At 74.5% G+C, this 25,497-nt stretch carries 23 protein-coding genes; 17 read left to right on the forward strand and 6 right to left on the reverse strand.

All coding sequences use genetic code 11. The features are described 5' to 3' along the window. Window positions 1-295: 295 nt before the first annotated feature. The 6 genes from AB0M99_RS22965 to AB0M99_RS22990 all read left to right on the forward strand — a co-directional run bounded on the left by AB0M99_RS22965 (window position 296) and on the right by AB0M99_RS22990 (window position 5,917). Window positions 296-1,009 carry a ScbR family autoregulator-binding transcription factor gene (locus AB0M99_RS22965; RefSeq protein WP_365923244.1) on the forward strand — a complete coding sequence of 238 codons (714 nt, stop codon included), beginning with the start codon at window positions 296-298 and terminating at the stop codon, window positions 1,007-1,009. 358 nt (window positions 1,010-1,367) lie between these two features. Continuing rightward, on the forward strand, window positions 1,368-2,201 hold the full coding sequence (locus AB0M99_RS22970; RefSeq protein ID WP_365923246.1) for an AfsR/SARP family transcriptional regulator: 834 nt from the start codon (window positions 1,368-1,370) through the stop codon (window positions 2,199-2,201). 74 nt (window positions 2,202-2,275) lie between these two features. Next, window positions 2,276-2,935, forward strand: a complete 660-nt coding sequence (locus AB0M99_RS22975) for a ScbR family autoregulator-binding transcription factor (protein WP_365923248.1) — start codon at window positions 2,276-2,278, stop codon at window positions 2,933-2,935. 382 nt (window positions 2,936-3,317) lie between these two features. After that, window positions 3,318-4,139, forward strand: a complete 822-nt coding sequence (locus tag AB0M99_RS22980; RefSeq protein ID WP_365923251.1) for an AfsR/SARP family transcriptional regulator — start codon at window positions 3,318-3,320, stop codon at window positions 4,137-4,139. A gap of 27 nt (window positions 4,140-4,166) precedes the next feature. Further along, window positions 4,167-5,369 carry an epoxide hydrolase gene (locus AB0M99_RS22985; RefSeq protein WP_365923253.1) on the forward strand — a complete coding sequence of 401 codons (1,203 nt, stop codon included), beginning with the start codon at window positions 4,167-4,169 and terminating at the stop codon, window positions 5,367-5,369. Between the two features lie 41 nt (window positions 5,370-5,410). Continuing rightward, window positions 5,411-5,917 (forward strand): DinB family protein, encoded by a 507-nt coding sequence (locus AB0M99_RS22990; RefSeq protein WP_365923255.1) that lies wholly within the window; start codon window positions 5,411-5,413, stop codon window positions 5,915-5,917. Between the two features lie 22 nt (window positions 5,918-5,939). On the opposite strand, the gene AB0M99_RS22995 is transcribed toward AB0M99_RS22990, so the two are convergent. Beyond that, window positions 5,940-6,482, reverse strand: coding sequence for a flavoprotein (locus AB0M99_RS22995; protein ID WP_365923257.1), 543 nt, complete (start codon window positions 6,480-6,482; stop codon window positions 5,940-5,942). 151 nt (window positions 6,483-6,633) lie between these two features. Here AB0M99_RS22995 and AB0M99_RS23000 point away from each other — a divergent pair, with 151 nt between their 5' ends. From AB0M99_RS23000 to AB0M99_RS23015, 4 genes are all read left to right on the forward strand, one after another. After that, window positions 6,634-6,843 carry a DUF4287 domain-containing protein gene (locus AB0M99_RS23000; protein ID WP_365923259.1) on the forward strand — a complete coding sequence of 70 codons (210 nt, stop codon included), beginning with the start codon at window positions 6,634-6,636 and terminating at the stop codon, window positions 6,841-6,843. Window positions 6,844-6,990: 147 nt separating this feature from the next. After that, window positions 6,991-8,769 (forward strand): FAD-dependent oxidoreductase, encoded by a 1,779-nt coding sequence (locus AB0M99_RS23005; RefSeq protein WP_365923261.1) that lies wholly within the window; start codon window positions 6,991-6,993, stop codon window positions 8,767-8,769. An 88-nt stretch (window positions 8,770-8,857) separates the two neighbouring features. After that, window positions 8,858-9,700: an NAD(P)H-binding protein gene (locus AB0M99_RS23010; RefSeq protein WP_365923263.1), complete on the forward strand. Its 843-nt coding sequence runs from the start codon at window positions 8,858-8,860 to the stop codon at window positions 9,698-9,700. A gap of 71 nt (window positions 9,701-9,771) precedes the next feature. Beyond that, window positions 9,772-10,677, forward strand: a complete 906-nt coding sequence (locus tag AB0M99_RS23015) for an AraC family transcriptional regulator (protein ID WP_365923265.1) — start codon at window positions 9,772-9,774, stop codon at window positions 10,675-10,677. 18 nt (window positions 10,678-10,695) lie between these two features. On the opposite strand, the gene AB0M99_RS23020 is transcribed toward AB0M99_RS23015, so the two are convergent. Together AB0M99_RS23020 and AB0M99_RS23025 are read right to left on the reverse strand one after the other, a co-directional pair. Then, window positions 10,696-11,181, reverse strand: coding sequence for a GNAT family N-acetyltransferase (locus AB0M99_RS23020; protein ID WP_365923267.1), 486 nt, complete (start codon window positions 11,179-11,181; stop codon window positions 10,696-10,698). Window positions 11,182-11,239: 58 nt separating this feature from the next. Continuing rightward, window positions 11,240-11,398, reverse strand: a complete 159-nt coding sequence (locus AB0M99_RS23025; RefSeq protein ID WP_365923269.1) for a hypothetical protein — start codon at window positions 11,396-11,398, stop codon at window positions 11,240-11,242. Between the two features lie 269 nt (window positions 11,399-11,667). Between AB0M99_RS23025 and AB0M99_RS23030 the strand changes: the two genes are divergently transcribed. The 4 genes from AB0M99_RS23030 to AB0M99_RS23045 all read left to right on the forward strand — a co-directional run bounded on the left by AB0M99_RS23030 (window position 11,668) and on the right by AB0M99_RS23045 (window position 16,029). Then, window positions 11,668-12,879 carry a helix-turn-helix transcriptional regulator gene (locus tag AB0M99_RS23030; protein ID WP_365923271.1) on the forward strand — a complete coding sequence of 404 codons (1,212 nt, stop codon included), beginning with the start codon at window positions 11,668-11,670 and terminating at the stop codon, window positions 12,877-12,879. An 83-nt stretch (window positions 12,880-12,962) separates the two neighbouring features. Beyond that, complete coding sequence (locus AB0M99_RS23035) at window positions 12,963-13,931, forward strand: SRPBCC family protein (protein WP_365923273.1); 969 nt, start codon at window positions 12,963-12,965, stop codon at window positions 13,929-13,931. Between the two features lie 20 nt (window positions 13,932-13,951). Then, window positions 13,952-15,160, forward strand: coding sequence for a hypothetical protein (locus tag AB0M99_RS23040; protein ID WP_365923275.1), 1,209 nt, complete (start codon window positions 13,952-13,954; stop codon window positions 15,158-15,160). Further along, window positions 15,157-16,029 carry a 4'-phosphopantetheinyl transferase superfamily protein gene (locus AB0M99_RS23045; RefSeq protein ID WP_365923277.1) on the forward strand — a complete coding sequence of 291 codons (873 nt, stop codon included), beginning with the start codon at window positions 15,157-15,159 and terminating at the stop codon, window positions 16,027-16,029. Before AB0M99_RS23040 ends, AB0M99_RS23045 begins: the two co-directional genes overlap by 4 nt. 29 nt (window positions 16,030-16,058) lie before the next feature. Here the strand turns inward: AB0M99_RS23045 and AB0M99_RS23050 are convergent, their stop codons facing one another. Next, window positions 16,059-21,011 (reverse strand): AMP-binding protein, encoded by a 4,953-nt coding sequence (locus tag AB0M99_RS23050; RefSeq protein WP_365923279.1) that lies wholly within the window; start codon window positions 21,009-21,011, stop codon window positions 16,059-16,061. Window positions 21,012-21,157: 146 nt separating this feature from the next. Beyond that, the gene (locus AB0M99_RS23055) at window positions 21,158-21,361 is read right to left on the reverse strand and encodes a hypothetical protein (RefSeq protein WP_365923281.1); all 204 of its coding nucleotides are present in this window, start codon (window positions 21,359-21,361) and stop codon (window positions 21,158-21,160) included. Window positions 21,362-21,741: 380 nt separating this feature from the next. Between AB0M99_RS23055 and AB0M99_RS23060 the strand changes: the two genes are divergently transcribed. Then, window positions 21,742-22,911, forward strand: a complete 1,170-nt coding sequence (locus AB0M99_RS23060) for an aminotransferase class V-fold PLP-dependent enzyme (RefSeq protein ID WP_365923283.1) — start codon at window positions 21,742-21,744, stop codon at window positions 22,909-22,911. A gap of 37 nt (window positions 22,912-22,948) precedes the next feature. On the opposite strand, the gene AB0M99_RS23065 is transcribed toward AB0M99_RS23060, so the two are convergent. Then, complete coding sequence (locus AB0M99_RS23065) at window positions 22,949-23,434, reverse strand: anthrone oxygenase family protein (protein WP_365923285.1); 486 nt, start codon at window positions 23,432-23,434, stop codon at window positions 22,949-22,951. Between the two features lie 150 nt (window positions 23,435-23,584). On the opposite strand from AB0M99_RS23065, the gene AB0M99_RS23070 reads away from it, so the two are divergent. Beyond that, on the forward strand, window positions 23,585-25,159 hold the full coding sequence (locus tag AB0M99_RS23070; protein WP_365923287.1) for an acyl-CoA carboxylase subunit beta: 1,575 nt from the start codon (window positions 23,585-23,587) through the stop codon (window positions 25,157-25,159). Further along, window positions 25,156-25,434, forward strand: a complete 279-nt coding sequence (locus AB0M99_RS23075) for an acyl-CoA carboxylase epsilon subunit (RefSeq protein ID WP_365923289.1) — start codon at window positions 25,156-25,158, stop codon at window positions 25,432-25,434. Before AB0M99_RS23070 ends, AB0M99_RS23075 begins: the two co-directional genes overlap by 4 nt. The last annotated feature ends 63 nt before the right edge of the window (window positions 25,435-25,497 follow it).

The raw sequence follows: 25,497 nt of genomic DNA on the forward strand, positions 1-25,497 counted from the left end.
TGGGACGCCTTCCGTGACGCGGGGCAGAAAGAGCGAGTTAAAAACCGTATGGGTGGTATTTTTGAGCAGAGCGTCAACCTCTAACCGCAGCCTGTCGCGGACCGGCGCAAAGGGTGTAGATCCGGGGCGTCGGGGGGAGGGGGTGTGTGGGTGACCAGGTGAAGAAGTGGGAGACTCGATCAAGTCGCAGCAGAGAGTGGCTTGATAAAATACGGACCTTCTGGTTGGTTTCTGTCGAGCGGCGGGTCTTGTATACGAATCCGCCGGTACGATTCCCTGGACATCGGAGGCACTCGTGGTGCGACAGGAGCGTGCAGTCCGTACGCGCCGCGCGATCTTGGATGCCGCGGCGGCCGTCTTCGACGAGCGCGGCTATGACGCCGCCACCATCGCGGACATCCTTTCCCGTGCGGGCGTCACCAAGGGGGCCCTGTACTTCCACTTCGCCTCGAAGCGGGAGCTGGCCCAGGGCGTGCTCGACGCGCAGATCGGCGAGGGCGGCGTACCTTCCCGCGACAGCAAGCTGCAGGAGCTCGTGGACGTCGCGATGGTGCTGGCGTACCGGATGAAGCACGAGCCGATGCTCAGTGCCGGGGCCCGGCTCTCGCTCGGCCCGGAGATGCGGGAGGTCTTCGGCGGCGGCGCGGTGCCGGAGTGGATCGACCTCACCCGGATGCTGTTGAGCGAGGCGAAGGGGCAGGGTGAACTCCTGCCGCACGTGGATCCCGCCGAGACGGCCTGGGTGCTCTCCGCCAGCTGGACGGGTGTGCAGATCTACTCGCAGACCCTCACCGACCGCTCGGACATCGAGGAGCGGGTGGCCGACCTCTACCAGCACGTTCTCCCCGGCATCGCGACCCCGGCGACCCTCGGCCGGCTCGACATCACCGAGGACCGCGGGCGCCGGGTGCTCGCGGAGATGGCGCTGCTGAACGCAGATGCGGCGGAAGAGGCCGATGAGGCCGAAGGGGCTGGCGATGCGGGCAAGCTGGAGCCGGCCCGCCCCTGAACTGCCGGGTGTTCCCGGCGATGTCCCTGTGCGCCCCGTCTCCGGTTGAGGCGGGGCGCCTTTCATGGGTCCGGTGGCACGGGTCGTCCGCAAGCCCCGAGTTGCACACTGTACCGACCGTGCGGTCTCTTATCAGGGTCTCTCGCACTCGCCCTGTGTCCCGTGTTGAGGTGGGATTGAGGCGTGCTGGGTCGGTTTGGGGCACCCGAGGGCGCGTGAAGTCGCAGCTCAGAGCCGTTTCTTGAGTGAGGTTGGGGTATGGCTGGGCTCCAGAACAGCCGGATCGGTTTCATATTGACAAACCGCTCGTCCTGTTTTCTACTGACGTTGTGACTCATCCAGGACAGGGGAGTACGGCGTGAATATCGAAGTACTGGGCGCACTGGCTGTGCGGGAGAACGGGATCTCCATCGCGCCGACCGCCCCCAAGCCCCGGCAGGTCCTGGCGCTGCTTGCCCTGCACGCCGACCAGGTGGTGCCCGTGGCGGCGCTCATAGAGGAGCTGTGGGGCGATGAACCGCCTCGCAGCGCCCGCACCACGCTCCAGACGTACGTCCTCCAGCTGCGCGCGCTCATCGCGACCGCGCTGGAGGCGGGCGAGAGAAGCGCGGAGGACACCGAGCCCCCCGTGCGGACCGCCAAGGACGTGCTCGTCACGCTGCCCGGCGGCTATCTGCTGAACAGCGGCGGAGGCACGCTGGACGTGCGGGAGTTCGACCGCCTGGCCGGCAGCGGCTACCGGGCCATGGACGCCGGGGACTTCCCCGGCGCCGCGCGCTTACTGCGCGAGGCCCTGGCGCTCTGGTCCGGCTCGGCCTTCGCCGATGTACAGGGCGGGGTCCAGCTGGACATGGAGACGCTGCGGCTGGAGGAGACCCGGCTGTGCGCTCTGGACCAGCGGATCGAGGCGGACTTGCGTCTGGGGCGCCACCGCGAGCTGCTGGCCGAGCTGACCGTGCTGGTGAGCCGCTACCGCACCCACGAGAACCTGCACGGGCAGTTCATGCTCGCCCTGCACCGCTCCGGGCGCCGCGGCGAGGCCCTGGACGTCTACCAGCGACTGCGCGCCACCCTCGTACGAGAACTCGGGCTGGAGCCCTCCGCCGGACTGCGGCGGTTGCAGCGCTCCATCCTGATGGCCGGGCCGGAGAGCCTGGCCGAGGCCGGCGGCGAACGCCTCGTGCAGGTCTGACGGCCGGCCGGCATGTGAGCGCGAAAGTGTGCCCGAGCAGGGGCTGGTACGGGGCGGGGAAAGGAGACTGCTCGGTGCAGGAGAGGTCGGAGCGGACCCGCAGGCGGCTTGTCCGTGCCGGTGCGGACATGTTCCACCGACACGGATACGCCCACGCCACCCTGGCCGATATCGCAGGTGCGGCCGGAGTCACGAAGGGCGCGCTGTACTTCCACTTCGGCTCCAAGGACGAGCTCGCGGAAGCCGTGCAGCAGCAGGGATGCACTCTGCTGCGCAACGCGGTCAAGGAACAGCGCGGTACCGGGGCCTCGCCCTTGCAGGTGTTGATCGACACCACGCACTGGCTGGCGCGGACGCTGCACGAGGACTCGGCGATCCCGGCGAGCTTCCGGATCACCAAGGAGTGCGTGGGGCAGCAGCCGCAGGTCGTCGACTTCCACGCGACGTGGCTGGCGGCCGTGTGCGCGCTGCTGCGGTTCGCGCGAGACGCGGGCGAACTGTCCGCGGAGCGGCGGTGGGAGAGCGCGGAGGCACTGGTCGCGGCCGCCGCGTGCGGGATCGAGGCCATGTCCGGTACGGGGATGTCGGCCGCGGAACTGCAGCGGAGGGTCTCCGATCTGTGGGCGCTGCTGCTGCCGAGCCTGGTGGCGGAGGGCCGCGCGCGGGAGTACCGCACGGACGCGCGGTCGGTGGCCGCCGCCGGGGTCCTGGGGAGCCTGGGGACCGGGCAGTGAGAGGCGCGGGCACGGTGCTCCCCCTGTGGGAGGCGCCGCTGTACGGGCGACCGGAGAGGTCCGATCGGGTGCAGATCCGTCCCGCACCGCGACCGGACATGACGCAGTCGGCGGAAATCGCCGCCGAGAACACCCGGCAGGAGACCAGGATTTCCGCGGGTGAATTCGGCCCACGGCGGTTGACGCCACCACTGGCCCCGGCACGGGAGGTGGGCGGGACACGGGACCGACAGGGCCGCCGACCGGCGGTTTGACCCGTGGAGAGGGGCTCAAAAGAGCCTCGAGAATTCGGAGACGTTGCGCAGGGCCCGGCTACCGTGCCTCAGTCGAAGGCCGAAATTCGAGGAGAACTCAGCGAATTCGACGACTTACGGAGGAGACCGTGAAAATTCAGGTTCTGGGTCCGTTGAGTGCCGAGGTCAACGGGGGCTCCATCGTCCCCACCGCCCGCAAGCCGCGGCAGATCCTGACGCTCCTCGCCCTGTACCCGGGGCGGGTGATGCCGGTGCCCACGCTCATGGAGGAGATCTGGGGCACCGACCTGCCCCAGAGCGCGCTGACCACCCTGCAGACGTACATACTCCAGCTGCGCCGCAGACTCGGCACCGCCATGGGTCCCGGCGAACCCGGCGGCGCCAAGGACGTGCTGGCCACCCGGCACGGCGGCTACCTGCTGCAGATCCCGCCGGAGTCGGTGGACGTGCACGAGTACGAGAGCCTCGTCGCCCAGGGCCAGAAGGCCTTCGAGGGCGGTGACGACGAGGGCGCGGCGGACCTGCTGCGCGCCGCGCTGGCGCTGTGGCAGGGGCCGGCCCTGGTCGACGTACGGGTGGGGCCGATCCTGGAGATCGAGGTGATGCGGCTGGAGGAGAGCCGGCTGGTCACCGTGGAGCGGCGGATCGACGTGGACCTGCGGCTCGGGCGCCACACCGAACTGCTCGCGGAACTCACCGAGCTGATCGCCCGGCACCCGCAGCACGAGGGGCTGCACTCGCAGGCGATGGTCGCGCTCTACCGCTCGGGGCGCCAGGCCACGGCCCTGGACGTGTACCGCAGGCTGCGCGGCCGGCTGATCGAGGACCTGGGCGTGGAGCCGTCCCCGCAGTTACAGCGGCTGCACCAGGCGATGCTGACCGTGGACCCGGCGCTCGACGTGGCGGCCGGACCGAAGCGGGGGTCGACCTTCGACCTGTACGCGGCGTGAGCAGGGGCCTCGCCTACCCTCCAAGGCATGAGCGATCTTGGTGAGTGGGCGCGGCCGTTCCGGCTCGACGTGCCGCAGCGCGAGCTGGACGACCTGGCCGGACGGCTGGACCGGGCCCGCTGGCCCGACGAGCTGCCGGACGCGGGCCGGGCGTACGGCATGCCGCTCGGCGAGGTGTGCGAGCTCGCCCGCCACTGGCGCGACGGGTACGACTGGCGGGCCGCCGAGGCGCGGCTGAACTCCTGGCCGCAGTACACCACCGTCATCGACGGGGCCCGGGTGCACTTCGCGCACCTGCGCTCGCCCGAACCGGACGCCCGGCCGCTGCTGATGACCCACGGCTGGCCCGGCTCCCTCGTCGAGTTCCAGCGCGTCGCCGGCCCCCTGACGGACCCCCGGGCGCACGGCGGGGACCCGGCCGACGCCTTCCACCTGGTGCTCCCGTCGATCCCCGGCTTCACCCTGTCCGGGCCGACCACCGAGCGGGGCTGGGAGTTCAAGCGGGTCGCGCGGGCCTTCGCCGTACTGATGGAGCGGCTCGGGTACGGGCGCTACGGGGTCCAGGGCGGCGACTGGGGAGCCGCGGTCTCCCGGGAGCTGGGCCGGATCCACCCCGAGCGGGTCAGCGGCGTACACCTCAACCTGCTGCCGGGCGGCGGGGCCACCGCGGAGCCCACCGAGCAGGAGCTGGCGCCGCTGACGCCGGCCGAGCGGGAGCGTACGCGGGCCTCCTGGGAGCGGTACCGGGTCTGGGCGCGCGAGCGGCAGGGCTACGCCGACATCCAGGCGACCCGCCCGCAGACCCTCGCCTACGCGCTCAACGACTCCCCCGTCGGGCTGCTGGCCTGGATCGGGGAGAAGTTCGCCGAGTGGAGCGACCCCCGGTGCCCGCCCGACCGGGACCAGGTGCTGACCAACGTGATGCTGTACTGGCTGACCGGTACGGCCGGCTCGGCCGCGCGGATCTACCACGAGCGGGCCCACGCCGACTACTTCGGGCAGCCGACCGAGGTCTCCCGCACCCCGACCGCGCTCGCCGACTTCCCCCGGGACAACTTCATCCCGCTGCGGCACGTCGCCGCGCGCACCGACTCCGTCGTGCGCTGGACCTCGTACGACAGGGGAGGGCACTTCCCCGCGATGGAGGTGCCGGACCTGCTGGTGGGGGACGTACGCGCGTTCTTCCGGGAGCTCGGGCGGCTCCGGGCGGGCCAGGCGTCCGGCATGTGAAATGGCGCGCCGGAGCTCCGTACCTCTGTGATCATCACCCGATGATCGACGAACAGCGGACCCGGCCCGTCCTGGTGGGCGACGAGCGCGCCACCCTGACCAGCGTGCTCCAGTGGCAGCGGGACACCTTGATGATGAAGTGCTCGGGGCTGACCGACGAGCAGCTGCGGCGCAGGGCCGTCGCCCCCTCCGGGCTGAGCCTGCTCGGGCTGGTGCGGCATGTGGCGGAAGTCGAGCGCGGCTGGTTCCGCAACGTCATCGGAGGCGAGGACGTGCGCGGCTACTTCCCGGAGAACGAAGCGGGGGAGTGGGCGGACTTCGAGGTCGAGGACGCGGACCCGGCCGAGGCGTTCAGGATCTGGGAGGAGACCTGCGCGCGCTCGCGGGCGATCGTGGACGCGGCCGAGTCCCTGGACGTGACCGGGCACCACGGCGACCAGGCGTACTCCCTGCACTACGTCCTGGCCCACATGATCGAGGAGTACGCCCGGCACAACGGGCACGCCGACCTGCTGCGCGAGGCGATCGACGGGACGACGGGCGAGTAGCGGCGCCGCCGGCCCGGGCCGCTCAGCGGCCCGCCGGCACCGCGTCCAGGGCCGCCTGCCACGGGAAGTGCGGCGGGGCGTCCGGGCCGGCCGGGCCGGGGGTGAAGCCGTCCTCGCCGTACAGGACGGTGACGCCGGCGCCGCGCAGGACGGCCAGGGACTGGTCGAACTGCGGGTGGGCGGCGAGGGCGGAGTTCAGGCAGGGCATGGCGACGACGGGCACGTCCTCCTTGCCGAGCGCCTCGGCGGCCACGCCGACGGCGAAGCGGTCGGTCAGGCCGAGCGCCCAGGCGTTGAGGGAGTTGAAGGTCGCCGGGGCGAAGAGCAGCGCGTCGGCGGCCGGCCATACGTCGGCCTCCCCGGGGAACTTGTACTGCCACCGCACCGGGTGCCCCGTGAGGGCGGCGAGCCCGTCGAGGCTCCCGGAGAGCCAGTGCGCGGCGGTGGGGGTGAGGCCGAGACAGACGTCCCAGCCGCGGGCCTGGGCGTCCTCGATCACGCGGGCCACGTCGAAAACGGGCGGTGCGGCGGAACAGAGCAGGTACAGGGTCTTCGTCGTGGTCATACGGCAATGTGATCACATCGCCCGAACCGGCCGGTCATCCGGAGACGACCGGAAGATTCTCAGGCGCGGGCGATGAGTTCTGGCCGCGGCCGCGGTCTACCCCTGTGACACGGCGGCCGGACGCCGTGCGCGACGAGGAGAAGAGGACGCCATGAGCGAGCCGGTGAAGGGCCCCGCAAGCTACTTCCCTTCCATCGAGAAGAAGTACGGCCACCCGGTCGGGCACTGGAAGGATCTGATCCGCTCCTCGTCCCTGACCGGGCACATGGAGCTCGTCTCCTGGCTCAAGACCGAGCACGGGCTGGGCCACGGCCACGCCAACGCCCTCGTCGCGCACACCCTCAAGGAGGGGCGCCAGTAGCCGCCGGAGCAGCTCCGGGGGTAGCCGCCGGTAACAGCGACTACCGGCCTTTCTGCCGGATTTGAGCGTCCTTCCGATCCACTTCGAGCCGTGCTGGAGACCGTGGAGGGCCCTTGCCCCCGCTCCGACAGCCCTGGGAGTTGCATCGTGGTGACCGCGCGGCCGCAACCGGCCCAGGCTCAGGTACTCGTCGTCGGCGCCGGGCCGGCCGGGCTCACCACCGCCCACGAGCTGGCCCGCCGGGGCCTGCGGGTGCGGCTGATCGACGCCGCGGCCGGGCCCCGCCGCGCCGGCGGGGCCGTCGCCGTGCACCCGCGCACCCTGGAGACCCTCGACCAGATGGGCCTCGCCCGCAGGCTCCTCGAACACGGCCGCAGCAACAGCGCGTTCACCGTCTCCGCGGGCGGCCGCCCCATCCTGCGCCTGGACACCGGCGACGCGGGCCCGGACCGCCCGCCCACCCGGTTCCCGTACACCGTGGTCATCGAGCAGAGCTGCACCGAGGACCTGCTGCGCGAGGCGCTGGGCCGCCTCGGCGTCAGCGTCGAATGGGGGGTCCGGCTGACCGGGCTGACCCAGGACGCCGATCGGGTCCGGGTCCGGCTGCGCCGGGACGGGACGCAGCAGGACGAGGCGTACGAGGTCCCGTGGCTGGTCGGCTGCGACGGCCGGCACAGCACCGTCCGCGAACGGCTGCGGCTGCCGCTGCGCGGATCCGGCACCGAGCGCTGGGAACTCGCGGACGTGCACGTCGCGGCCGGGGACCTGCCGCAGGACACCGTCCACTGGGTGCACACCGGCGGCGGGCGCTCGCTCCTGATGCTGCCGTACGCGTGCGAAGGCCGCTGGCGGCTGCTCGCGGGCGACCCGGCCGGCCCGGACGACGACCCCCGGCCCGCGCACGAGCGGTACTCCGCGCTGCTGTCGGCCGGGCTCGGGCGCCCGGTACGGGTCGGCGAGCCCGAATGGGCCTGCGTGCGCACCTTCAAGCTGCGCACGGCCGAGCGGATGCACGAGGGCCGGTGCTTCATCGCCGGGGAGGCCGCGCACGGGGACAGCCCCGGCTCGGGGCAGGGCATGAACACCGGGATCCAGGAGGCGTACAACCTCGGCTGGAAGCTCGCGATGGTGGAACACGGCTGGGCGGGGCGCGAACTGCTCGACACCTACGGACAGGAGCGGGTCCCGGTCGGCCGGGCGCTGCTGGAGCCGGGCCGCGAGAGCCTGCTCGCGCGGTTCGCACACGTGCTCGCGGGCCTGGCGCTGCCGGCGCTGCTCGGCCTGGTGCGCCGCACCTGGCTGCTGGACCGTGCCGTACGGCCCTTCGTGCGCGAGGCGGTGCGGCGCCGGATGCTCTGCGGCACGGCCGGGCTGGGCCTGGGCTACCCGCAGAGCCCGCTGAGCACCCCGCCGCCGGGACCCGGCGGCGGCCCGCACGGGCCCGGCGGCCCCGGCGGCCCCGGCGGCCCCGGCGGTCCGGGACTGCCCGCCGGGTCGCGGGCGGCGGGGGCCGCGGCCCGCTTCCCCGGCGACCCGGGGACGGAAGGGCTGCGGGCCGAACTGCGCGACGTGCGCTGGTCCCTGCTGTACGTGCCCGAGGCCACCGGCGAGGCGCGGGAGGCGGCGCAGGCCGCGCTGGAGCGGTACGGGGCCTGGCTGTCGGTCCGCACCGTCGCACCGGACCGGGCGCGCTCGCGCTCCGGGCCGCGACTGCTGGCGGACCCGGGCGGCCGGCTGCGCCAGGCGCTGGGCATGTCGGCGGGCAGCTGGCTGCTGGTGCGCCCCGACGGCTACACGGCGGGCGGCGGCCCCGAGCTCACCGGGGCCGCGCTCGCGGCGGCGCTGGCACCGGCCGACCCGCGCCCGGCGCCGCTGCTGGAGGTGCTGCGGGAGCGGGAGGCGCGGGGGATGCGCCGGGTCGTCTGATCCCGCGACAGCCCGCCTTGGACGCACGCGTATGTTCCTGAGCTTCTCGGCGATGTCGCGTCTCATTCCCGGGACGTTGACTGGTCACATGACGCAGACAACGCAGCAGACGCAGACCGGGACCGCCCCGGCCACCCTCGTGATCGGCGGCACCGGCAAGACCGGCCGCCGCGTCGCCGACAAGCTCACCGCCCTGGGCCGCCCGGTCCGGATCGGATCGCGCACCGGCGAGCCGCCCTTCGACTGGAACGAGCCCGCGACCTGGGGGCCCGCCCTGGAGGGCGTCGACCGGGCTTACGTCACCTACTACCCCGACCTCGCCTTCCCCGGCGCCGCCGAGCAGGTGGGCGCGTTCGCCGAGGCGGCCGTCGCCGCCGGGGTGCGCCGCCTGGTGCTGCTGTCGGGCCGCGGCGAGGAGGCCGCGGAGCTCAGCGAGCAGAACCTGAAGGACTCCGGTGCCGACTGGACGATCGTGCGCTGCGCCTGGTTCAACCAGAACTTCGACGAGAGCTTCTTCGTGGGGCCCGTGCTGGCCGGCGAGATCGCCCTGCCGACCGCCGGCGCCGTCGAGCCCTTCATCGACACCGACGACATCGCCGACGTGGTGGTGGCCGCGCTGACCGACGACCGGCACATCGGGCGGACCCATGACCTGACCGGCCCGCGCCTGCTGAGCTTCGCCGACGTCGCCGCCGAACTGTCCAAGGCGACGGGGCGCGGGATCTCGTACGTACCGGTCTCGACGGAGGAGTACCGGGCGGTGCTGCGAGAGAACGGCCTGCCCGAGGAGATCGCCGACCTCTTCGAGCTGATCCTGGACGGCCGCAACGCGCACCTGACGAACGGGGTCGAGGAGGCACTGGGCCGGGCGCCCAGGGACTTCGCGGACTTCGCTCGCGAGGCGGCGGCGACGGGCGTCTGGAACGCCTGAGGACAGCGGGCGGACGAACGGGTGGACGAACGGGCGGGCGAGCAGCGGGCCGGTGGGCGGATGATGGTCGGATGGACACGCTGACCGGACTTCTGGAAGGCCCCAAGGCCCGGGGCGCGTTCCTGCAGAAATCGGTGTTCAACCCGCCCTGGGCGCTGCGGATCGAGGACCGGGCACCGCTGTCGGTGATGACGATGGTGCGCGGCTCGGCGTGGCTGCTGCCCGACGGGGGCGAGCCGGTGGCGGTCGGCCCCGGCGACGTGGCCGTCATGCGCGGCCCCGTCCCGTACACGGTCGCGGACGCCCCGGACACGCCGGTGCAGATCACCGTCGACGAGGACCAGCGGTGCAGCCTGGAGGGCGCCGACGTGTCGCAGTCGATGCTGCTGGGCGTGCGGACCTGGGGCGAGGCCGACGGGTCGGCGGTGATGCTGAGCGGCACCTACCAGGAGCCCGGCGCGATCGGGCGCCGCCTGCTGGACGCGCTGCCGGCCGTTCTGGTCCACCCGTCCTCGGCCACGGACACCGCCCTGATCTCCCTGCTGGCCGAGGAGATATCCCGTAGCGAACCGGCCCAGGAACTCGTCCTGGACCGGCTGCTGGACCTGCTGCTGATCGGCGTCGTACGCAACTGGATCGCGGACCGCGGCGGCGCCGACGGCGACCCGGTCGTCGGGCCGGCGCTGCGGCTGCTGCACGAGAACCCGGCGTACGGCTGGACGGTCGCGGAACTCGCCTCGAAGGTCGGCGTCTCGCGCGCCGCGCTGGCGCGGCGCTTTACCGACCTCGTGGGCGAACCCCCGATGTCCTACCTGACGGGCTGGCGCCTGGCGCTCGCGGCCGATCTGCTGCGCGAACCGGACGCCACCGTCGCCACGGTCGCCCGCCGGGTCGGCTACAGCAGCGCCTTCGCGCTGTCGACGGCCTTCAAGCGGGTACGGGGCCTGAGCCCAAGGGAGTTCCGCGCGGCCGGGTAGCGGCCGGGTATCGGCCGGCTACGCGCCGTCGGCGGCCAGGTCGAGCACGCCGACCGTCTGGTCGCCGCTCAGCTCGCCCGTGAGGCGGAAGCCCAGCCCCAGGTAGAACGGCTCGGGGCCGTCCGCGCCCGGGTGCCACGTCACGTAGGCGCGGGCGGCGCCGCGCTCGCGCAGCTCGGCGGCCACCGCCCGCACCGCGAAGCGGCCGTAGCCCTTGGCCTGTGCTTCGGCGCGGACGTTCAGGCGCCAGAGGCCCGAGCGGACGTCCGCGGGATCCTTCGCCGGGTTCCAGGCGATGTCGAAGAAGGCCATCACGAAGCCGACGACCTCGTCGCCGTCCACGATCGCCCGCGGCCAGGCGGTCTCGCCGTGCACGTAGGCCTCGGCCAGCGACTTGACCACCGGTGAGACCAGGTGCTGCTGGTCGGGACGGACCGATATCGCGCAGACGGCGTCGAAGTTGTCGGCGGTGACCGGTTCCAGGCGGAGTGCGGAAGTGCTCATCCGCGCAGCGTACAAGCGGCGCCGCGGCCCGCCGCAGCCACGGGGCGCCGAGAGCCGGCTAGCGCGGCCAGCCGATGTCGTCGTCGGGCATCGCGTCCTGGACCACCTCCGTCTGCTGGGCGGCGGCGGCGTGCGCCGCCGGGATGTGGTGAGCGGAGGTGTGCGCCGCGGTCAGATCACCGGCCTGGTGACAGGCGGGGGTGCATGAATCGCTCAATGCGCACACCGATGGCCTCATCGTCGACTCCCAGGCGCTCGATTCAGAAAAGGGCAGGCCCTGGCCGGTGCGAAGGCCGGGTCCTGGAGAGCATGCCTCGATCCGGTGGAGGACCGGTCGAGGAACACCCCACGACCGCTCTGCGTCCGTACGAGATCCGCACGAGAAGGGGGCGGTTCGCCTGGCAAAGGTTTGCCCGCGAATTGCCGGGCGGCCTACGCTCGTTGACGGTTCCCGACAGAGTTTTGCCGCCGACCCCTGGGGTGCTCATGCTGCGACAGCCCGCCTTCGGACACCGCCTGAGGAAACTGCGGACGGCCAAGGGGCTGTCACAGACCGCGCTGGCCGGCGAGGGCATGTCCACCGGCTACCTCTCCCGGCTGGAGTCCGGGGCCCGCCAGCCCACCGACCGGGCCGTGACCTACCTGGCCGGCCGCCTCGGCCTGGAGCCCGCCGACTTCGAGGAGCCCGCCACCGGCTCCCTCGCCCACGCACTCACCCTCGCCGCGTCCACCGGCTCCCCCGACGCCATCGACTCGCTCCGCCAGGCCCTGGCGGCCGAGGGCCACGAGAGCGCGGTCCTGCGCTGGCAGGCGCTGTGGCTCCTCGCGCAGGCCTCCCGGCTCCAGGGCGACCACGTCACGGAGCGGGCCCAGCTCGCCGAACTCGTCGGGCTCGGCGACGAGGTCGGCGTCAGCGAGCTGCGCGTACGGGGACTGACCCGCTTCGCCCGCTGCCTGCGCTCGCTCGGCGAGATCATGCCCGCCCTCGACGCGGCCTTCGAGGCCCACCAGCTCGCCCAGAGCGAGCGCCTGGGCGTCGAGGACCGGGCCACCGTGCTGCTCGCCCTCGTATCCGTGCAGGCGGAGGCGGGCCGTACCGGCGACGCGCGCCTGCACGCCGACGAGCTGACCGTGCTCGTCGAGGGCCGCACCGACGCGCTGTGGGCCGAGGCCATGTGGACCGCCGCCGCCGTCCGCATGCGCCAGGCCGACCACCACGGCGCGCTGGCCTGCCTGGAGGCGGCCCTGGAACGCTTCAGCAGCCACGAGGACCTCGTGCTGTGGCTGCGCCTGCGGCAGGCCGCCGCCCGCCTGCACCTGCAGATGCGGCCCGCCGACCCCGCGCAGGCGCAGCGCCGCATCACCGAGGCCGAAGCCGCCCTCGTCTTCGTCGGCACGCCCTCGCTGCGCCAGTACCAGGCGGCGCTCAAGGCCGAACTCGCCTTCGCCGACGCCCGGTACGAGGACGCGCGCACCCTGCTCGCCGACGCGGTCGGGGACCAGCCGAGGATGACCCACCGCGACCAGGTGCGCCTGTCGATCCTGCACCACCAGCTCCAGATCCTGGACGGGGACCCGGCCGGCGTACAGGGCCTGCGCGAGCTGGCCCAGCAGGCCCAGGACGACGTCAACATCGACCTCGCCGCGGAGATCTGGCGGATGCTCGCGGAGGCGCTCACGCAGACGACCCACGCTTGAGGGCCGTCCCGGCTTGAGCGAAGTTCGAGTGGCCCCGGGCAGGCTTGAGCACATCTGCACCCACTCGGAGGGGAGGCCGTTCCATGTCTTCTTCGCAGCGTGTCCACGCGAGCGAGCGGACGGCCGAGGTGGCCGCCCCGGCCGGCGTGGTCTACGGACTGCTCGCCGACGCCGTGCGCTGGCCGCTGCTGCTGCCGTCCCCCGTCCACGTGGAACGGATGGACTTCGACGGCACCCACGAGCGGCTGCGCCTGTGGGACGTGGCCGGCGACCGGGTCCGCTCCTTCCACATGCGCCGCGTCCTGAACCCGCACACCCGCACCGTCGCCTTCGAGCTGGAGGACACCTTCCGGCTGGGCGTGCCCACCACCGGCTGCTGGACGGTCGAGGCGCGCGACGACACCGAGACCCTGCTGACGCTGCGCCAGGAGCGCACCCTGGAAGGGCTGCCCGGGGACACCGGCGCGCGGGCCCGCCGGGAGTGGGAAGAGGAGACCGGGGCGCAGCTGGCCCAGGTCAAGGAGATCGCCGAGCGCTGGGAGCGGCTGGACGAGCTGCTGCTGTCCTTCGAGGACAGCGTGGACGTCGCCGGACCCGCCGAGCTGGTCTACGACTTCCTCTACCGCATCGAGGACTGGGCGCAGCTGGTCCCGCACGTGGACGCCGCCCGCGTCATCGAGGACGTGCCCGGCGTGCAGGTGGCCGCCGTGGACACCTTCGCCGAACCCGGCGGCCTGAGCGTCACCACGCGCACGGTCCGGCTCTGCTTCCCCGCGGCCGCCCGGATCGTCTACAAGGAGCTCGCCTCCCCCGAACTGGTCGCCGCGCACAGCGGAGAGTGGTCCCTCGAACCGCACGAGGACGGCGTACGGGTCGTCTGCGCCCAGCAGGTCATGCTGCGGGAAGAAGCCGTCGAACCGGTCCTGGGCGGCGGTACCGATCTCGCCGAGGCCCGCCGGTACGTGCGGGAGTGGCTGGGACGCGCGAGCGCCGAGACCCTGCGGCTGGCCACCTGGCACGCCTTGAACAGCAGCGTGCGCCGGCTTCGATGAGGACGAGAGGGAGGCCGTCGATGGCCCCGACCCGGCCGGGTCTGCTCCAGGACGGCCGCGACACGAGGACCACAGGGTCCGTCGCGGCCGCCGTTTCCGTCATGCCCGCGAAACCGGAGGCGGCGGCCCGGCCGCCCGCCGCGCCGCCCGCGCCGAGCGGGTACGCCCGGTCGGTGCTGCGGGCGGAGCAGCGCGACGCCCTGCTGGGGGCCCAGGCGCTGACCGGCGCCGCGAGCGCGGTCCTGCGCGCCACCGTCGCGCTGGTCGCCGGGCAGGCCACCGGCGGCGGCCGGGCCGGCCGCCGCTGGAAGGCGCCCCTGGCCGCCGCGTTCGCCGATCTGCTCGCGTGCGAGGCCCTGGTGACGGTGGGGCTGCGCGCCTGCGGGCTGCCCCAGGGCAGCGGCCCGGGCGTGCGCGCGGCCGCCGGCTACACGGTGCCGATCGTGGTGGCCGACGTACTGGACGAGCTGCAGCTCGTCATGACCGAGAGCCGGCTCGCCGCCCACGACGGCCCCGAGCGGCGGATGCTGGCCGAGCTGGTCGACCGCCTGGAGCGGCCCGGGACCGGCCGCGCGGACGCCCTGGCCCGGCAGGCCGATGTCGTACGGGAACTGCCCGCCCTGGCGGCCGCGTTCGGGCGGCGCTGGGACGCGGGCGGCCCGGGCGGCCCCGGCGCCACGGCCACCCCGTGCTCCTCGGTGCTGTTCCGCCTCGACGAGCGGATGCCCGCGCGGATCATCCCGCCGGAGCCGGGCAGCGACGACACCCTGGTCAGCGCCCTCACCGCCGCCCACGCCCGCTTCACCCGCATCGCCGCGGCCGCCGACGTCGGCGCGGGCGACACCGTCCACCCCGCGCTGGCCCGGGTCGCGGGCCGGCTGCTGAGCGAGCAGCGCGCCCTGGTCCGCCAGAGCCGCCTCGCCGAGGGCGCGGACCCGGGCGACCCGCGGATGCGGGCCTTCGCCGACCGGCAGGCGATGGTGCTGCTCGCCGCCGCCGTGCTCGGGGTCCAGGGCGTCGCCGCCGAAACCGGCCGCGACCCCTTCCTCGGCAGCCCGCACTGGGCGCTGCACGCGAGCGCCCGGATCACCGAACGGCTCGGGATCGCACCCGACGGGCCGGGCACGCCCGCGTCCGTCGAGGCGCGGGACCGGATCTGGGCCGAGCTGGCCGAACGCCACCGCGAGGGCATCGGCTGCGACATCCGGGCCACCGGGCGTGCGCGGTGACCGGCCGGCGGCACGTCCCCGGCCTGCGGGACGCGGGGCCCGACGCCCACAGCGCGCTCGGCGCGGCCGGCCCGCCCGGCGCCCTCGGCGAAGCTCTGGCCGCGCTCGCCACCCTCGACGCGCTCGACGCACCCGTGTACATCCCCGGCTCCGACGGCCCCTGGGACGCGGTCGAGGAACGGCTCGACGCCACCGGCCAGGCGGTCGTCTGCACCCGGTGGGGCCAGTGGCTCACCTCCGCCCTGCTCGACCCCGAACTGCGCCCCCTGCTCGGCCAGGACTGGCCGCGCTACCGCCAGACGCCGGTCGCCTCGGGCCGGCTGCGCTTCGCCGTGTCCCGCTTCGTCATGAAGCACACCGCCGCGCTCGCCCTGGGCGTGAGCCCGGGCAGCCTCGACCTCGGCTACCAGCTGGGCGGCCGGCCCGTACTGCGCGGGCTCGGCGGCGAACTGGAGGTCAGCCTCGCGCACACCGACGAGCTGATCCTGGTCGGCGTCAGCCGCACCGGCCCGATCGGTGTGGACGCCGAGCCCGCCGACCGCGACATCTCCTTCGAGCTGCTGCGCGACCAGGTCTGCACCCCGCGCGAGGGCGAGGAACTGGCCGCGCTGCCCGAGGACGAGCGCCGCGCCCGGCTGCTGCGGCTGTGGACCCTGAAGGAGGCCTACACCAAGGCCCTCGGCCACGGGCTGCGCCGCCGCTTCTCCGCCTTCGGGTTCGACCGCGACGCCGAGGGCCGCGTGGTCCTGGCCGACCTGCCGGGCGGCGGCGACGCGGGCGACGTGGGCTGGGACTTCGTCACCCACCCGCTCGGCGAGTGCTACGTGGTCAGCGTGGCCCACCGGACCCTGCCCGGCTCCACCGCCTGACACCGGGCCCACCGCCACCGCGCCGCCCCTCACGGGTGGTCTCCCAGGCGGTCGCCCGCGGGCTGCTCGTCCAGGTGGTCCAGGCACAGCTCGTACAGGTCCTCGCCGTGGGTGCGGCGCCACAGCTGCGGCACGGGCACCGCGGCGGGCCACAGCGCGCGGTGGCCCGCCGGGTCCGTGACGACGACGAACGTGCCGAACTCGTCCGCGAACGGGTCCTCGTCCCACGGGTGGTCGAAGACGTGCAGGCTGCCGTTCTCCGCGACCCGTGCGGCGTGCCCGGTCCGCCACATCCGCGCGGCCCCGCCCTGCGCGCACACCAGCGGGTCCGGCAGGAACCGCTCCCCGGTCGCGCCCGGCAGCCCCGGGTAGCCCTGGGCCACCCCGACCCCGGCGACGTACAGCGCGCCGACTGCCCCGGCGGGTACCGGCCGCATCCGCGCGTCCAGTACGTAGGCGTGGTACCCCGGCGCGGGCCGCGCCGGGCCGCCCGGCATCTGCTCGACCAGCAGCCGCCCCTCGGGCCAGCCCGCGCTGATCGTCAGCTCCGTGTCCTCGGCGCGGGCGAGCGCGACCAGTACGTCGTCGGACGGGCCCAGGATCGCCGAGGCCCCCGTCTCGCGCAGCCAGCCCAGCACCTCGGGCGGCGTCCCGTACGCCAGTGACGGGTCGGGCAGGTGCACTTGGGACCCGCACACCAGCGCGGACAGCAGCCCCATCGCGACCTCCGCGTCGGGATAGCCGTTCAGCAGCCAGGCGGTGTCGCGGGCCCGGCCCAGGCAGGCCGCGGCGAGGGCCTCGCCGCCCACCGCGACGCTGCCGCGGGGCGCGACCGCCAGCACCACCGGACCGCCGGGGTCCAGCGGCCGCGTCCGGTCGCCCTCGCGCACCGGCCAGCTCGCACCGGCCGGCAGCAGGTCCGCGGCCGGGTCGCGCACCAGGCGCACGGGCCCGGGGGTCAGCGGCAGCAGCCGGTCGGCGGCCGAGTCCAGCAGCAGTACGGCGGGCCGCGCCCCGACGGGCAGCCCGCGCGCCGGATCCACCGGCAAGCAGGCCGCGCCCGTCTTGGCGATGGCCAGCGCGGCCACCGCGAAGCCGGTCGGCGAGGCGATGGCGGTGGCCACCGAGGTCCCGGGACCCGCCTGATGGGCAATCAGGGCGTGGGCCAGCAGGTCGGAGCGGGCGTCGAGCTCGGCGTAGTCCAGGCCGGCCAGGGCCGGTGCGCCCGGGGTGCGGGCCACCTGCGCGGCCAGCATCGCCGCGATGCTCGGCGGCGCCTGCGGCCGGGCGCCCGGGGCACCGTTCCACGGGCCGCCCCCGCCCGGCGCCCCCGCCGCGGCGGGCAGGCCCAGCCGGCCGATCCTCTCGTGGGGCGCGTCGAGGGCCGCGTCGAGGAGCGCGAGCAACTGCCCGGTCAGCAGGGCGGCGGCCTGCTCGCCCAGCGCGTCGTACGAGAACGAGGTGGTGACGCCGATCCCCGCCGGGGCGCCCGAAAGGCCGTGCCGCTCGGTCAGGGTCAGCCCCAGCGCGGCGTTCTGCAGCGGGAGCTGCTCCGACTCGGGCCGTACGGTCAGCGCCCCGGCCGGGAACGCGCCGTAGCTCTCGCGCAGCACGCTCAGCGAGATGCCGCCCGGCTGCGCCAGGGCCGCGTCCCGGTGCCGGTAGGCGGCCAGGGCGGCCGCGCGGACCCGGCGCACCAGCTCGCCGAAGGACGGGTCGCCGGAGGTGTCGACCGTCAGGGCGAGCACCCGCCCGTACACGCCGACCGCGCCGCGCAGGGCCGCGCTGTCCCGGGCGGCCACGGGGGCGGCGAGGGTGACGCGGGCCTCCGCGCCCAGCCGGCCGAGCAGGGCGGCGAGCGCGGCCTGCACCACCATGAACAGGGTGGCGCCGTGCTCCGCGGCCAGCGCGGTGAGCCGCGCGTGCGCGGCTGCGCCGAGGTCCAGGGACAGGGTGCCGAAGGTGTCCTCGGTGCCCAGCGGCGCGCTGCCCGGCGGGGCGGTCGGGGCCGCGTCGCCGCGGGCCGCCCGGGGAGCCCCCTGCGGCGGGGCTCCCGCGGGGGCGGGCGCGCCGCCGCCGGCCCGGGCCGCGTAGGCCGCCGCGAGGGCCGCGGCCAGCGGTGCGTGCGAGAAGAGGTCGACCTCGTCGCCCGGCAGGGTCAGCTCCAGCAGGTGGTCGTCGGCGGCGAGTTCGCGCAGCCGGGTCCCGGCCGAGCCGATCCGGCTGTTGCGCAGGGCGCCCTGGCCGCGGCCCAGGTCGTCGAGGGCGGCCGCCAGCGCGGCCACGTCCAGGGCGCCGCGCAGCCGCAGCGGCAGTACGGCGCTGCGCGCGACGCCCCGGCCGGGGCCGGTGGCGGCGGCGGGCCCGTCGCCGGCCAGCGACGCGAGGCGGGCCGGGGTCGGGGCCCCGTACAGGGCGCGCAGGTCCACCGGGGCGCCGAGCGCCTCGCGGGCCCGCGCCACCAGCCGGGCCGCGGCCGGGGCGTGGCCGCCGAGGGAGAAGAAGTCGGAGTCGGCGTGCACCACGCGCGCCGGCAGGCCGAGCACCTCGGCGAACAGGTCGCGGGCGATGGCCTGGAGCGGGGTCCCGGGCCGGTTGCCGGGCAGGAAGCCCGCCCGCTCCCGGACCCCCGCCGCCGGGCCGGACGCGGTCGCGGACGCGGCCAGCGCGGCCCGGTCGGTCCGGCTGTCCGGGCCGAGCGGCAGCGCGCCGCGGACCACGAACGCGGCGGGCACCATGTGGTCGGCCAGCCGCGCCTGGAGGTGCCCGCGCAGCACGGCCTCCAGGCCGGCGGTGTCCGCGAAGTCGGCCGGCGTGTTCACGCACTCCCCGGCGGTGAAGCCGAGGGAGGAGAGGGCGGCGATGGTGGCGTCGGAGGCCGCCGTCCCGGCGGTCCCGAGGACCACGTCGTAGCGGTCGCCGGCGCCCGGCAGGGCCCGTACCTCCACCCTGCGCACGGCCGGGAGCTCGCGGGCCAGCGCCGTGAACAGCGCGGGCGCGACGCGCAGTCGGGCATCGGGGCCGGTGCTCCAGTCGAGCAGGCGCAGGTCCCCGAGCAGGATCGAGCCGCCCGGCGCGAGCAGGTCCAGGGCGCGCGCGAGGACGGTGCGCAGGTAGCCGAGGCCGGGGAAGTGCTGCACGACCGAGTTCAGGACGACGGTGTCGAAGTACCCGGAGGGCAGCCCCGCGGTGTCGTGCGCCTCCCGGCAGCTGAGCCGGACCTTGCCGCGCAGCCGCTCGTCGGCGTTGGTCCGGGCGCGCAGCGCGTCGACGGCCGCGCCGCAGAAGTCGGTGGCCCAGTACTCCTCGCAGTCCGCGCCGGCCGCCAGCGGCACCGCGAGCAGGCCGGTGCCGGCGCCGATCTCCAGGATCCGGCGCTGCCCCAGCTCGCGGACGCACTCGACGGTCGCCGCCCGCCGCTCGCGCAGCACCCGCGCGGACACGGGCGGGGACCCGTCCGGTGCGCCGTCGGCGGGGCCGGACGCGCCGATCGAGTCGGCGAACGCCTCCAGCGCGTACGGGTCCCGGGTGCGGGCGTCGGCGTACAGGGCCGCGTAGATCTCCTTCCACTCGCCGATCCGCACCGGGTCCGCCACGGCGGGCCGCGGACCGGCCGCGGGCACCACGTGCGCGACCAGGTGCCTTCCGCCGTCGGGGTCCCCGGCCGGGGTGACCACCGCCTCGGCGACGCCCGGGTGCTCCCGCAGCGCCGACTCGACCGCACCGATCTCCACCGGCATCCCGTGCAGGGTGATCCGGTCCGCGGACCGGCCGGCGAACTCCAGGGCGCCGTCCTCGCGCACGGTCACCAGGTCGCCGGTGCGCCGCAGCGCCGTAGCGCCGGCGCTGTCGCTCCAGCGGTCCTCCAGACCCGCGAAGCCGCGTACGGCCGGTCCGCCCAGCAGGAGTTCGCCGGTGTCGCCCGGGCCCGCCTGTGCGCCGTCGCCGCGCACGACCACGGCGCGCACGCCGTCGCGGGGGCGTCCGACGGGTATGCGGCGGGCGTCCTCGGGGACGTCCGACACCTCGTGCCAGAGGGCGAAGGGCGCGGAGCCGGCCGCCCCGTACACCTGGACGAGCCGCCCCGGCGCCCCGGCGCGCAGCACCCGGCGCACGGCGCGCGGGTCGCAGGCCTCGCCGCCGAACAGGACGGTGCGCAGCGGGGCGAGGGCGCCGGGCCGCTCGCGGGCGAGCCGCTGGAACAGGGCGGTGGCCAGGAAGAGAACGGACACGCCGTGCCCGGCCAGCGCGTGCTCCAGGCGGGCCGGGTCGGCCGCCGTCCCGGGGTCCAGGACGACCAGACGGGCGCCGGCGGCGAGGGTGGACCAGAGCTCGAAGGCGAAGGCGGAGGAGTCGGGGCCGGCGGTCTGGGCCACCACGTCGTCGCGGGTCACCCGTACCGGATCGGCCGCGCCGACGAGGTCGAGCAGGGCCCGGTGCGGTACGGCCACGGCCTCGCGGGCGCCGTCGGGTCCGGGGATCCAGCGGACGTACGCCGCGTCGTCAGGTCTGGGGCCGGCCTCGCGTGAGCCGGCGGGGGCCGGGGCCGCGGCGGGGCGCGCCGCGATGCGGGCGGCGTCGGTGTCCACCCGGACGGTCGCGGTGTCCGGGCCGGCGGTGCCGTCGGCGTGTCGCGCCGCGGTGGCCGCGTCGGTGACGACGGCGCGCGCCGCGCTGTCGCGTACGACGGTCCGCAGGAGGTCGCCGGGGATGCCGGGGTCGACGGGGACGTAGGAGGCTTTGGCGCGCAGGACCGCCAGGAGCGCGGTCGCCAGTTCCGGGCCGGGCCGCAGTGCGGTGACCACCCGGTCGCCGGGTACGACGCCCAGGTCCGTCAGGTGGGCCGCGAGTCGGTCGGCCGACCGGCTCAGCTCCCCGTAGGAGAGCGAGTGTCCGCCGCCGCCGTCGGGGGCGGGGCTGGTCACGGCGATCGCCTCGGGCCGCGCGAGTGCGTGCCGCTCGATGAGGCCGGAGAGTGACATCTGGGCGTGCTCCTTCGACAGCGACTGGCTGGGCGACTCGGCTGCTGCGGTGCGGTGCGGTGCGTGCTGTTTCGAGCGGTGGTGTCGTGTGGTGCCGTGCGGTGCGGCGGCTGGCAAAACCTTGCCGGGGCGCCGTGTTCGGGTGGTTACGGCCAGTCGGTGTTCGGGGCGACCGGCCAGTCGGTCTTGGGGCCGATCGGCCAGTCCGTCCCAGGTCCGGGGGTCGCGGAGGCCGGGGCGACCGGCCAGTCGGTGCCCGGTCCGCCGTCGGCCTGGGCGACGCCGCCGGCGGTCAGGACCGCGAAGCCGACGAGGGCGGTGGTGGCGAAGACTCGGGCGATGTTCTTCATGGTGACTCCTCCGTGGCAAGTGTTGTGTTCCTGCTTGGCAACCTCTCTGCCAAGAAGATTGGCAACGAATCCTCGGGATTCACTCGTCATTCGGTGGAGATGCGCTCAACACCCCTGGAAAACACGCTCGATTCGCCCTGCCCGGACCTTTGTCACGCCTTCCATAAACCCCATCTGACCTGCGGAAACAGTAGTTCTGGCAGGATCGGAACACACCCTTGCCAACTATTGCCAACCTCTTTTGGCACAAGAGGAGATGGCCTCCGGAACTAGAGTCTCGCCGGAGCGGACGTTGCCAATGCGCGGGGCTTCTGGGCAATGTATTGCCAGAGACGATGGCAACATCTGGTACACCCCAACAGCGAGGGGAGGCCCCCGAAGTGAACGCGCAGACGTCGCACCCCGCCCCGATGGCCCTGACGGCCCCGAAGGCCCGGGCGACGGCCCCGACGGCCCACCTGAACACCGCGGGTACGGGCCGGATGCCCGCCGCCGTGCACGCCGTGCTCGCCGACTGCACGGCGCGCGACGACCGCTTCGGGCCCTACGTGCTGGAGGAGAGCCTCGGCCCCGTCCTCGACACCGGGATCCACGAGCGCCTCGGCGCCCTGCTCGGCGTCCCGGCCCGCCACACCGTCCTGTTCACCGGCGCGGCCGACGGCTTCGACTCCTTCGCCTCCCGCCTCCCCCTCGGCCCCCGCGACCGGATCTGGACCACGCCGCACGAGGGCGTGGCCCGCCTGGCCACGCTCGTCGCCCTGCGCGACCGCACCCGCTGCACCCTGGAAGTCGTGCCGCTGCGCGAGGACGGCGACCTCGACCTCGACTGGATGCGGGACCACCTCGACGAGGACGTCGCGCTCGTCTCCGTCGTCCACGTCTCCGAGGCCTGCGGAACCGTCAACCCGGTCGAGGCCGTCGGCGCGCTCCTCGCCGGCCACCGCGCGCTGTACGCCGTCGACGCCTCCCACTCCGTCGGCCAGCTCCCCGTCGACGCCGCGCGCATCGGCTGCGCCCTGCTCACCGCCGACGGCTGGCGGTTCCTGCGCGGCCCGGACGGCATCGGGTTCGGCTACGTGGACCCGGGCCTGGGGGAGTCACTCGCGCGGCCGCCCGTCGCCGCGGCCGTGGCCGCGCTGTACGAGGCCCTCGCCCGGCACGACGCGGACACGTCCGGCCCGTACGAGAGCCTCCTGCCGCGGCTGCGCGCAGCCGTGGGCCGGCTGCCCGGGATCCGGCTGCTGGCCCCGGGCCGGCAGCAGGCCGGGATCGTGGGCTTCCGCCACGACGAGGTGCCGGCCGCCCTCATCCGCCGCGGGCTGGCGCGGCGCGGGGTGGTGGTCCGCAAGGCGGTCGCGCAGGAGACCCCGCTGCACCCGGCCTCGGCCGGGGGCGACACGGCCGTCGGCGCCTCCGTCCACTACGACAACACCCCCGCGGACATCGACCGCTTCGCGCTCGCGCTGCGGGACGTACTGCGCGAGGAGAGGCCGGCCGCCGGGCGGGCGGCGGCCCCTGCGGCACGGGCGCTCGCGGCGGTGGCTCCGTAGCGGCGCGCCCGCGGCGTGCCGGGTGCCCGTCGGGCGCTCAGCGCGCCAGCAGGGCCCACACCAGGAAGCCGAGGGACGCCGTGCACAGCACGGTGCGCCACCGGTTGGCGGGAACCCAGCGCTTCTCGAACGCCTGGCGCACGGCGGCGGGGTCGGCGGTCCGCTCGGCCGGACCGGCCGCCTCCAGGGCGTTGTTGAGCGGGATGTTCACCCGCCCCGTCACCGCCAGCGCGAGCGCGTAGGCGACGAACGCCCCGATGAGGGGCGCCAGCACGTCGTGCCCGTCGGCGGGCAGGTGCAGGGCCAGCGCCAGCCCCGTGAAGAGGAGGGCGCCGAGGAAGGCCAGCAGGAACCAGCCGTTGACGATCGCGACGTTGATCCGCTGCATCACCGCGACGAAGGTCCGGTCGTCGGACCGCTTCAGCGCGGGCATCACCGACACGTCGAAGGCGAAGAACAGGCCTGCCATCAGGCCCGTGGTGACGGTGGCGGCGACGAGCGAGACGAGCCTTGCGATCCCCATGCCGGCCCCCAAGGTCATCGGAACGTCAAGTCCGCTGATCATAAGGGCTTCAGGACCGGGTATCGCGTGGGATTCGAGCGTGTTTCCAAGGCCTCTTGAGCCCCGCCAGCGACGGTGGCTGGAATCCGGCCGCAGACCTGGAGGAGCCACATGACCATCATCGACGCGCCACCCATACCCGCCCAGGACCGTGCCGCAGAACTGGCCGAGATCAAGGCCCAGGTGCTCGCCGGGCCGGACGAGCGGGCCACCGAACGCCAGCACTCCAAGGGCAAGCTGACCGCCCGCGAGCGCATCGACCTGCTGCTCGACCCGGACTCGTTCCACGAGATCGAGGCCCTGCGCAGACACCGCGCGACCGGATTCGGACTGGAGGCCAAGCGCCCCTACACCGATGGTGTGATCACCGGCTGGGGCACGGTGGACGGCCGCACGGTCTTCGTGTACGCGCACGACTTCCGGATCTTCGGCGGGGCGCTCGGCGAGGCCCACGCCACGAAGATCCACAAGATCATGGACATGGCCCTCGCGGCCGGCGCCCCGCTCGTCTCGCTCAACGACGGCGCGGGCGCCCGCATCCAGGAGGGCGTCTCCGCGCTGGCCGGCTACGGCGGCATCTTCCAGCGCAACACCAAGGCCTCGGGCGTCATCCCGCAGATCTCGGTCATGCTCGGCCCCTGTGCGGGCGGCGCCGCGTACTCCCCGGCGCTCACGGACTTCATCTTCATGGTCCGCGACACCTCGCAGATGTTCATCACCGGCCCCGACGTCGTACGCGCCGTCACCGGCGAGGAGATCTCCCAGAACGGCCTCGGCGGCGCCGACGTGCACGCCGGCACCTCCGGGGTGGCCGCCTTCGCGTACGACGACGAGGAGACCTGCCTGGAGGAGGTGCGCCACCTGCTCTCGCTGCTGCCCGCCAACAACCGCGAGATGGCGCCGCACGAGCCGACCGACGACCCCGCGGACCGGCGCACCGAGGCCCTCAGCGGCATCGTCCCCGCCAACCCGCAGCAGGCGTACGACATCCGCAAGGTCATCGAGGAGGTCGTCGACGACGGGGACTACTTCGAGGTCCAGTCGGCCTGGGCCACCAACATCATCTGCGCCCTGGCCCGGATGAACGGCCACGTCACCGGCTTCATCGCCAACCAGCCCGCCAGCTACGCGGGCGTGCTGGACATCCACGCCTCGGAGAAGGCCGCGCGCTTCGTGCAGTTCTGCGACGCCTTCAACATCCCGATCGTCACCCTCGTGGACGTGCCCGGCTTCCTGCCCGGCGTCGACCAGGAGCACGGCGGCATCATCCGCCACGGCGCCAAGCTGCTCTACGCCTACTGCAACGCGACGGTGCCCCGCATCTCGCTCGTGCTGCGCAAGGCCTACGGCGGCGCGTACATCGTCATGGACTCCCGGTCCATCGGCGCGGACCTGGCGCTGGCCTGGCCCACCAACGAGATCGCGGTGATGGGCGCCGAGGGCGCGGCGAACGTCATCTTCCGCCGCGAGATCGCCGGGGCCGACGACCCCGACGCGATGCGCGCGCAGAAGATCAAGGAGTACACGACCGAGCTGATGCACCCGTACTACGCGGCCGAGCGCGGCCTCGTCGACGACGTCATCGACCAGGCGGAGACCCGTTCGGTGCTCGTCGGGGCGCTCGCGATGCTCCGTACCAAGTACGCCGACCTGCCGTCGCGCAAGCACGGCAACCCGCCCGTATGACGGCCGCGGAGGGGGCCGGGGCCCCGGAGCAGGGCGCCGGGCAGGCCGTCGCGCAGGACGTCGCGCAGGTCCCGGCCGCGGCCGGGGAGCCGTGGCGGATCACCGGCGGGCATCCCGACGCGGCGGAGACGGCCGCCGTGATGGCGGTCCTGACGGCCCTGCTGAGCAGGTCCGAAGACCCGGGAACGGAGCAGCAGCGCACGGTAGCCTCCGGCTGGGACCGCACCCGGAACAGCGAATTCCGCCATGCCGGGAGCTGGCGCAGACCAGCCTGAGCCGGCCCCGGCCGGGCCCCCGGGCCCGGCCCCCCCGGCCCCGGCCCGACCTCCAGGAGGAGC

This window comes from Streptomyces sp. NPDC051183 (assembly GCF_040682455.1).
Taxonomy (GTDB): domain Bacteria; phylum Actinomycetota; class Actinomycetes; order Streptomycetales; family Streptomycetaceae; genus Streptomyces.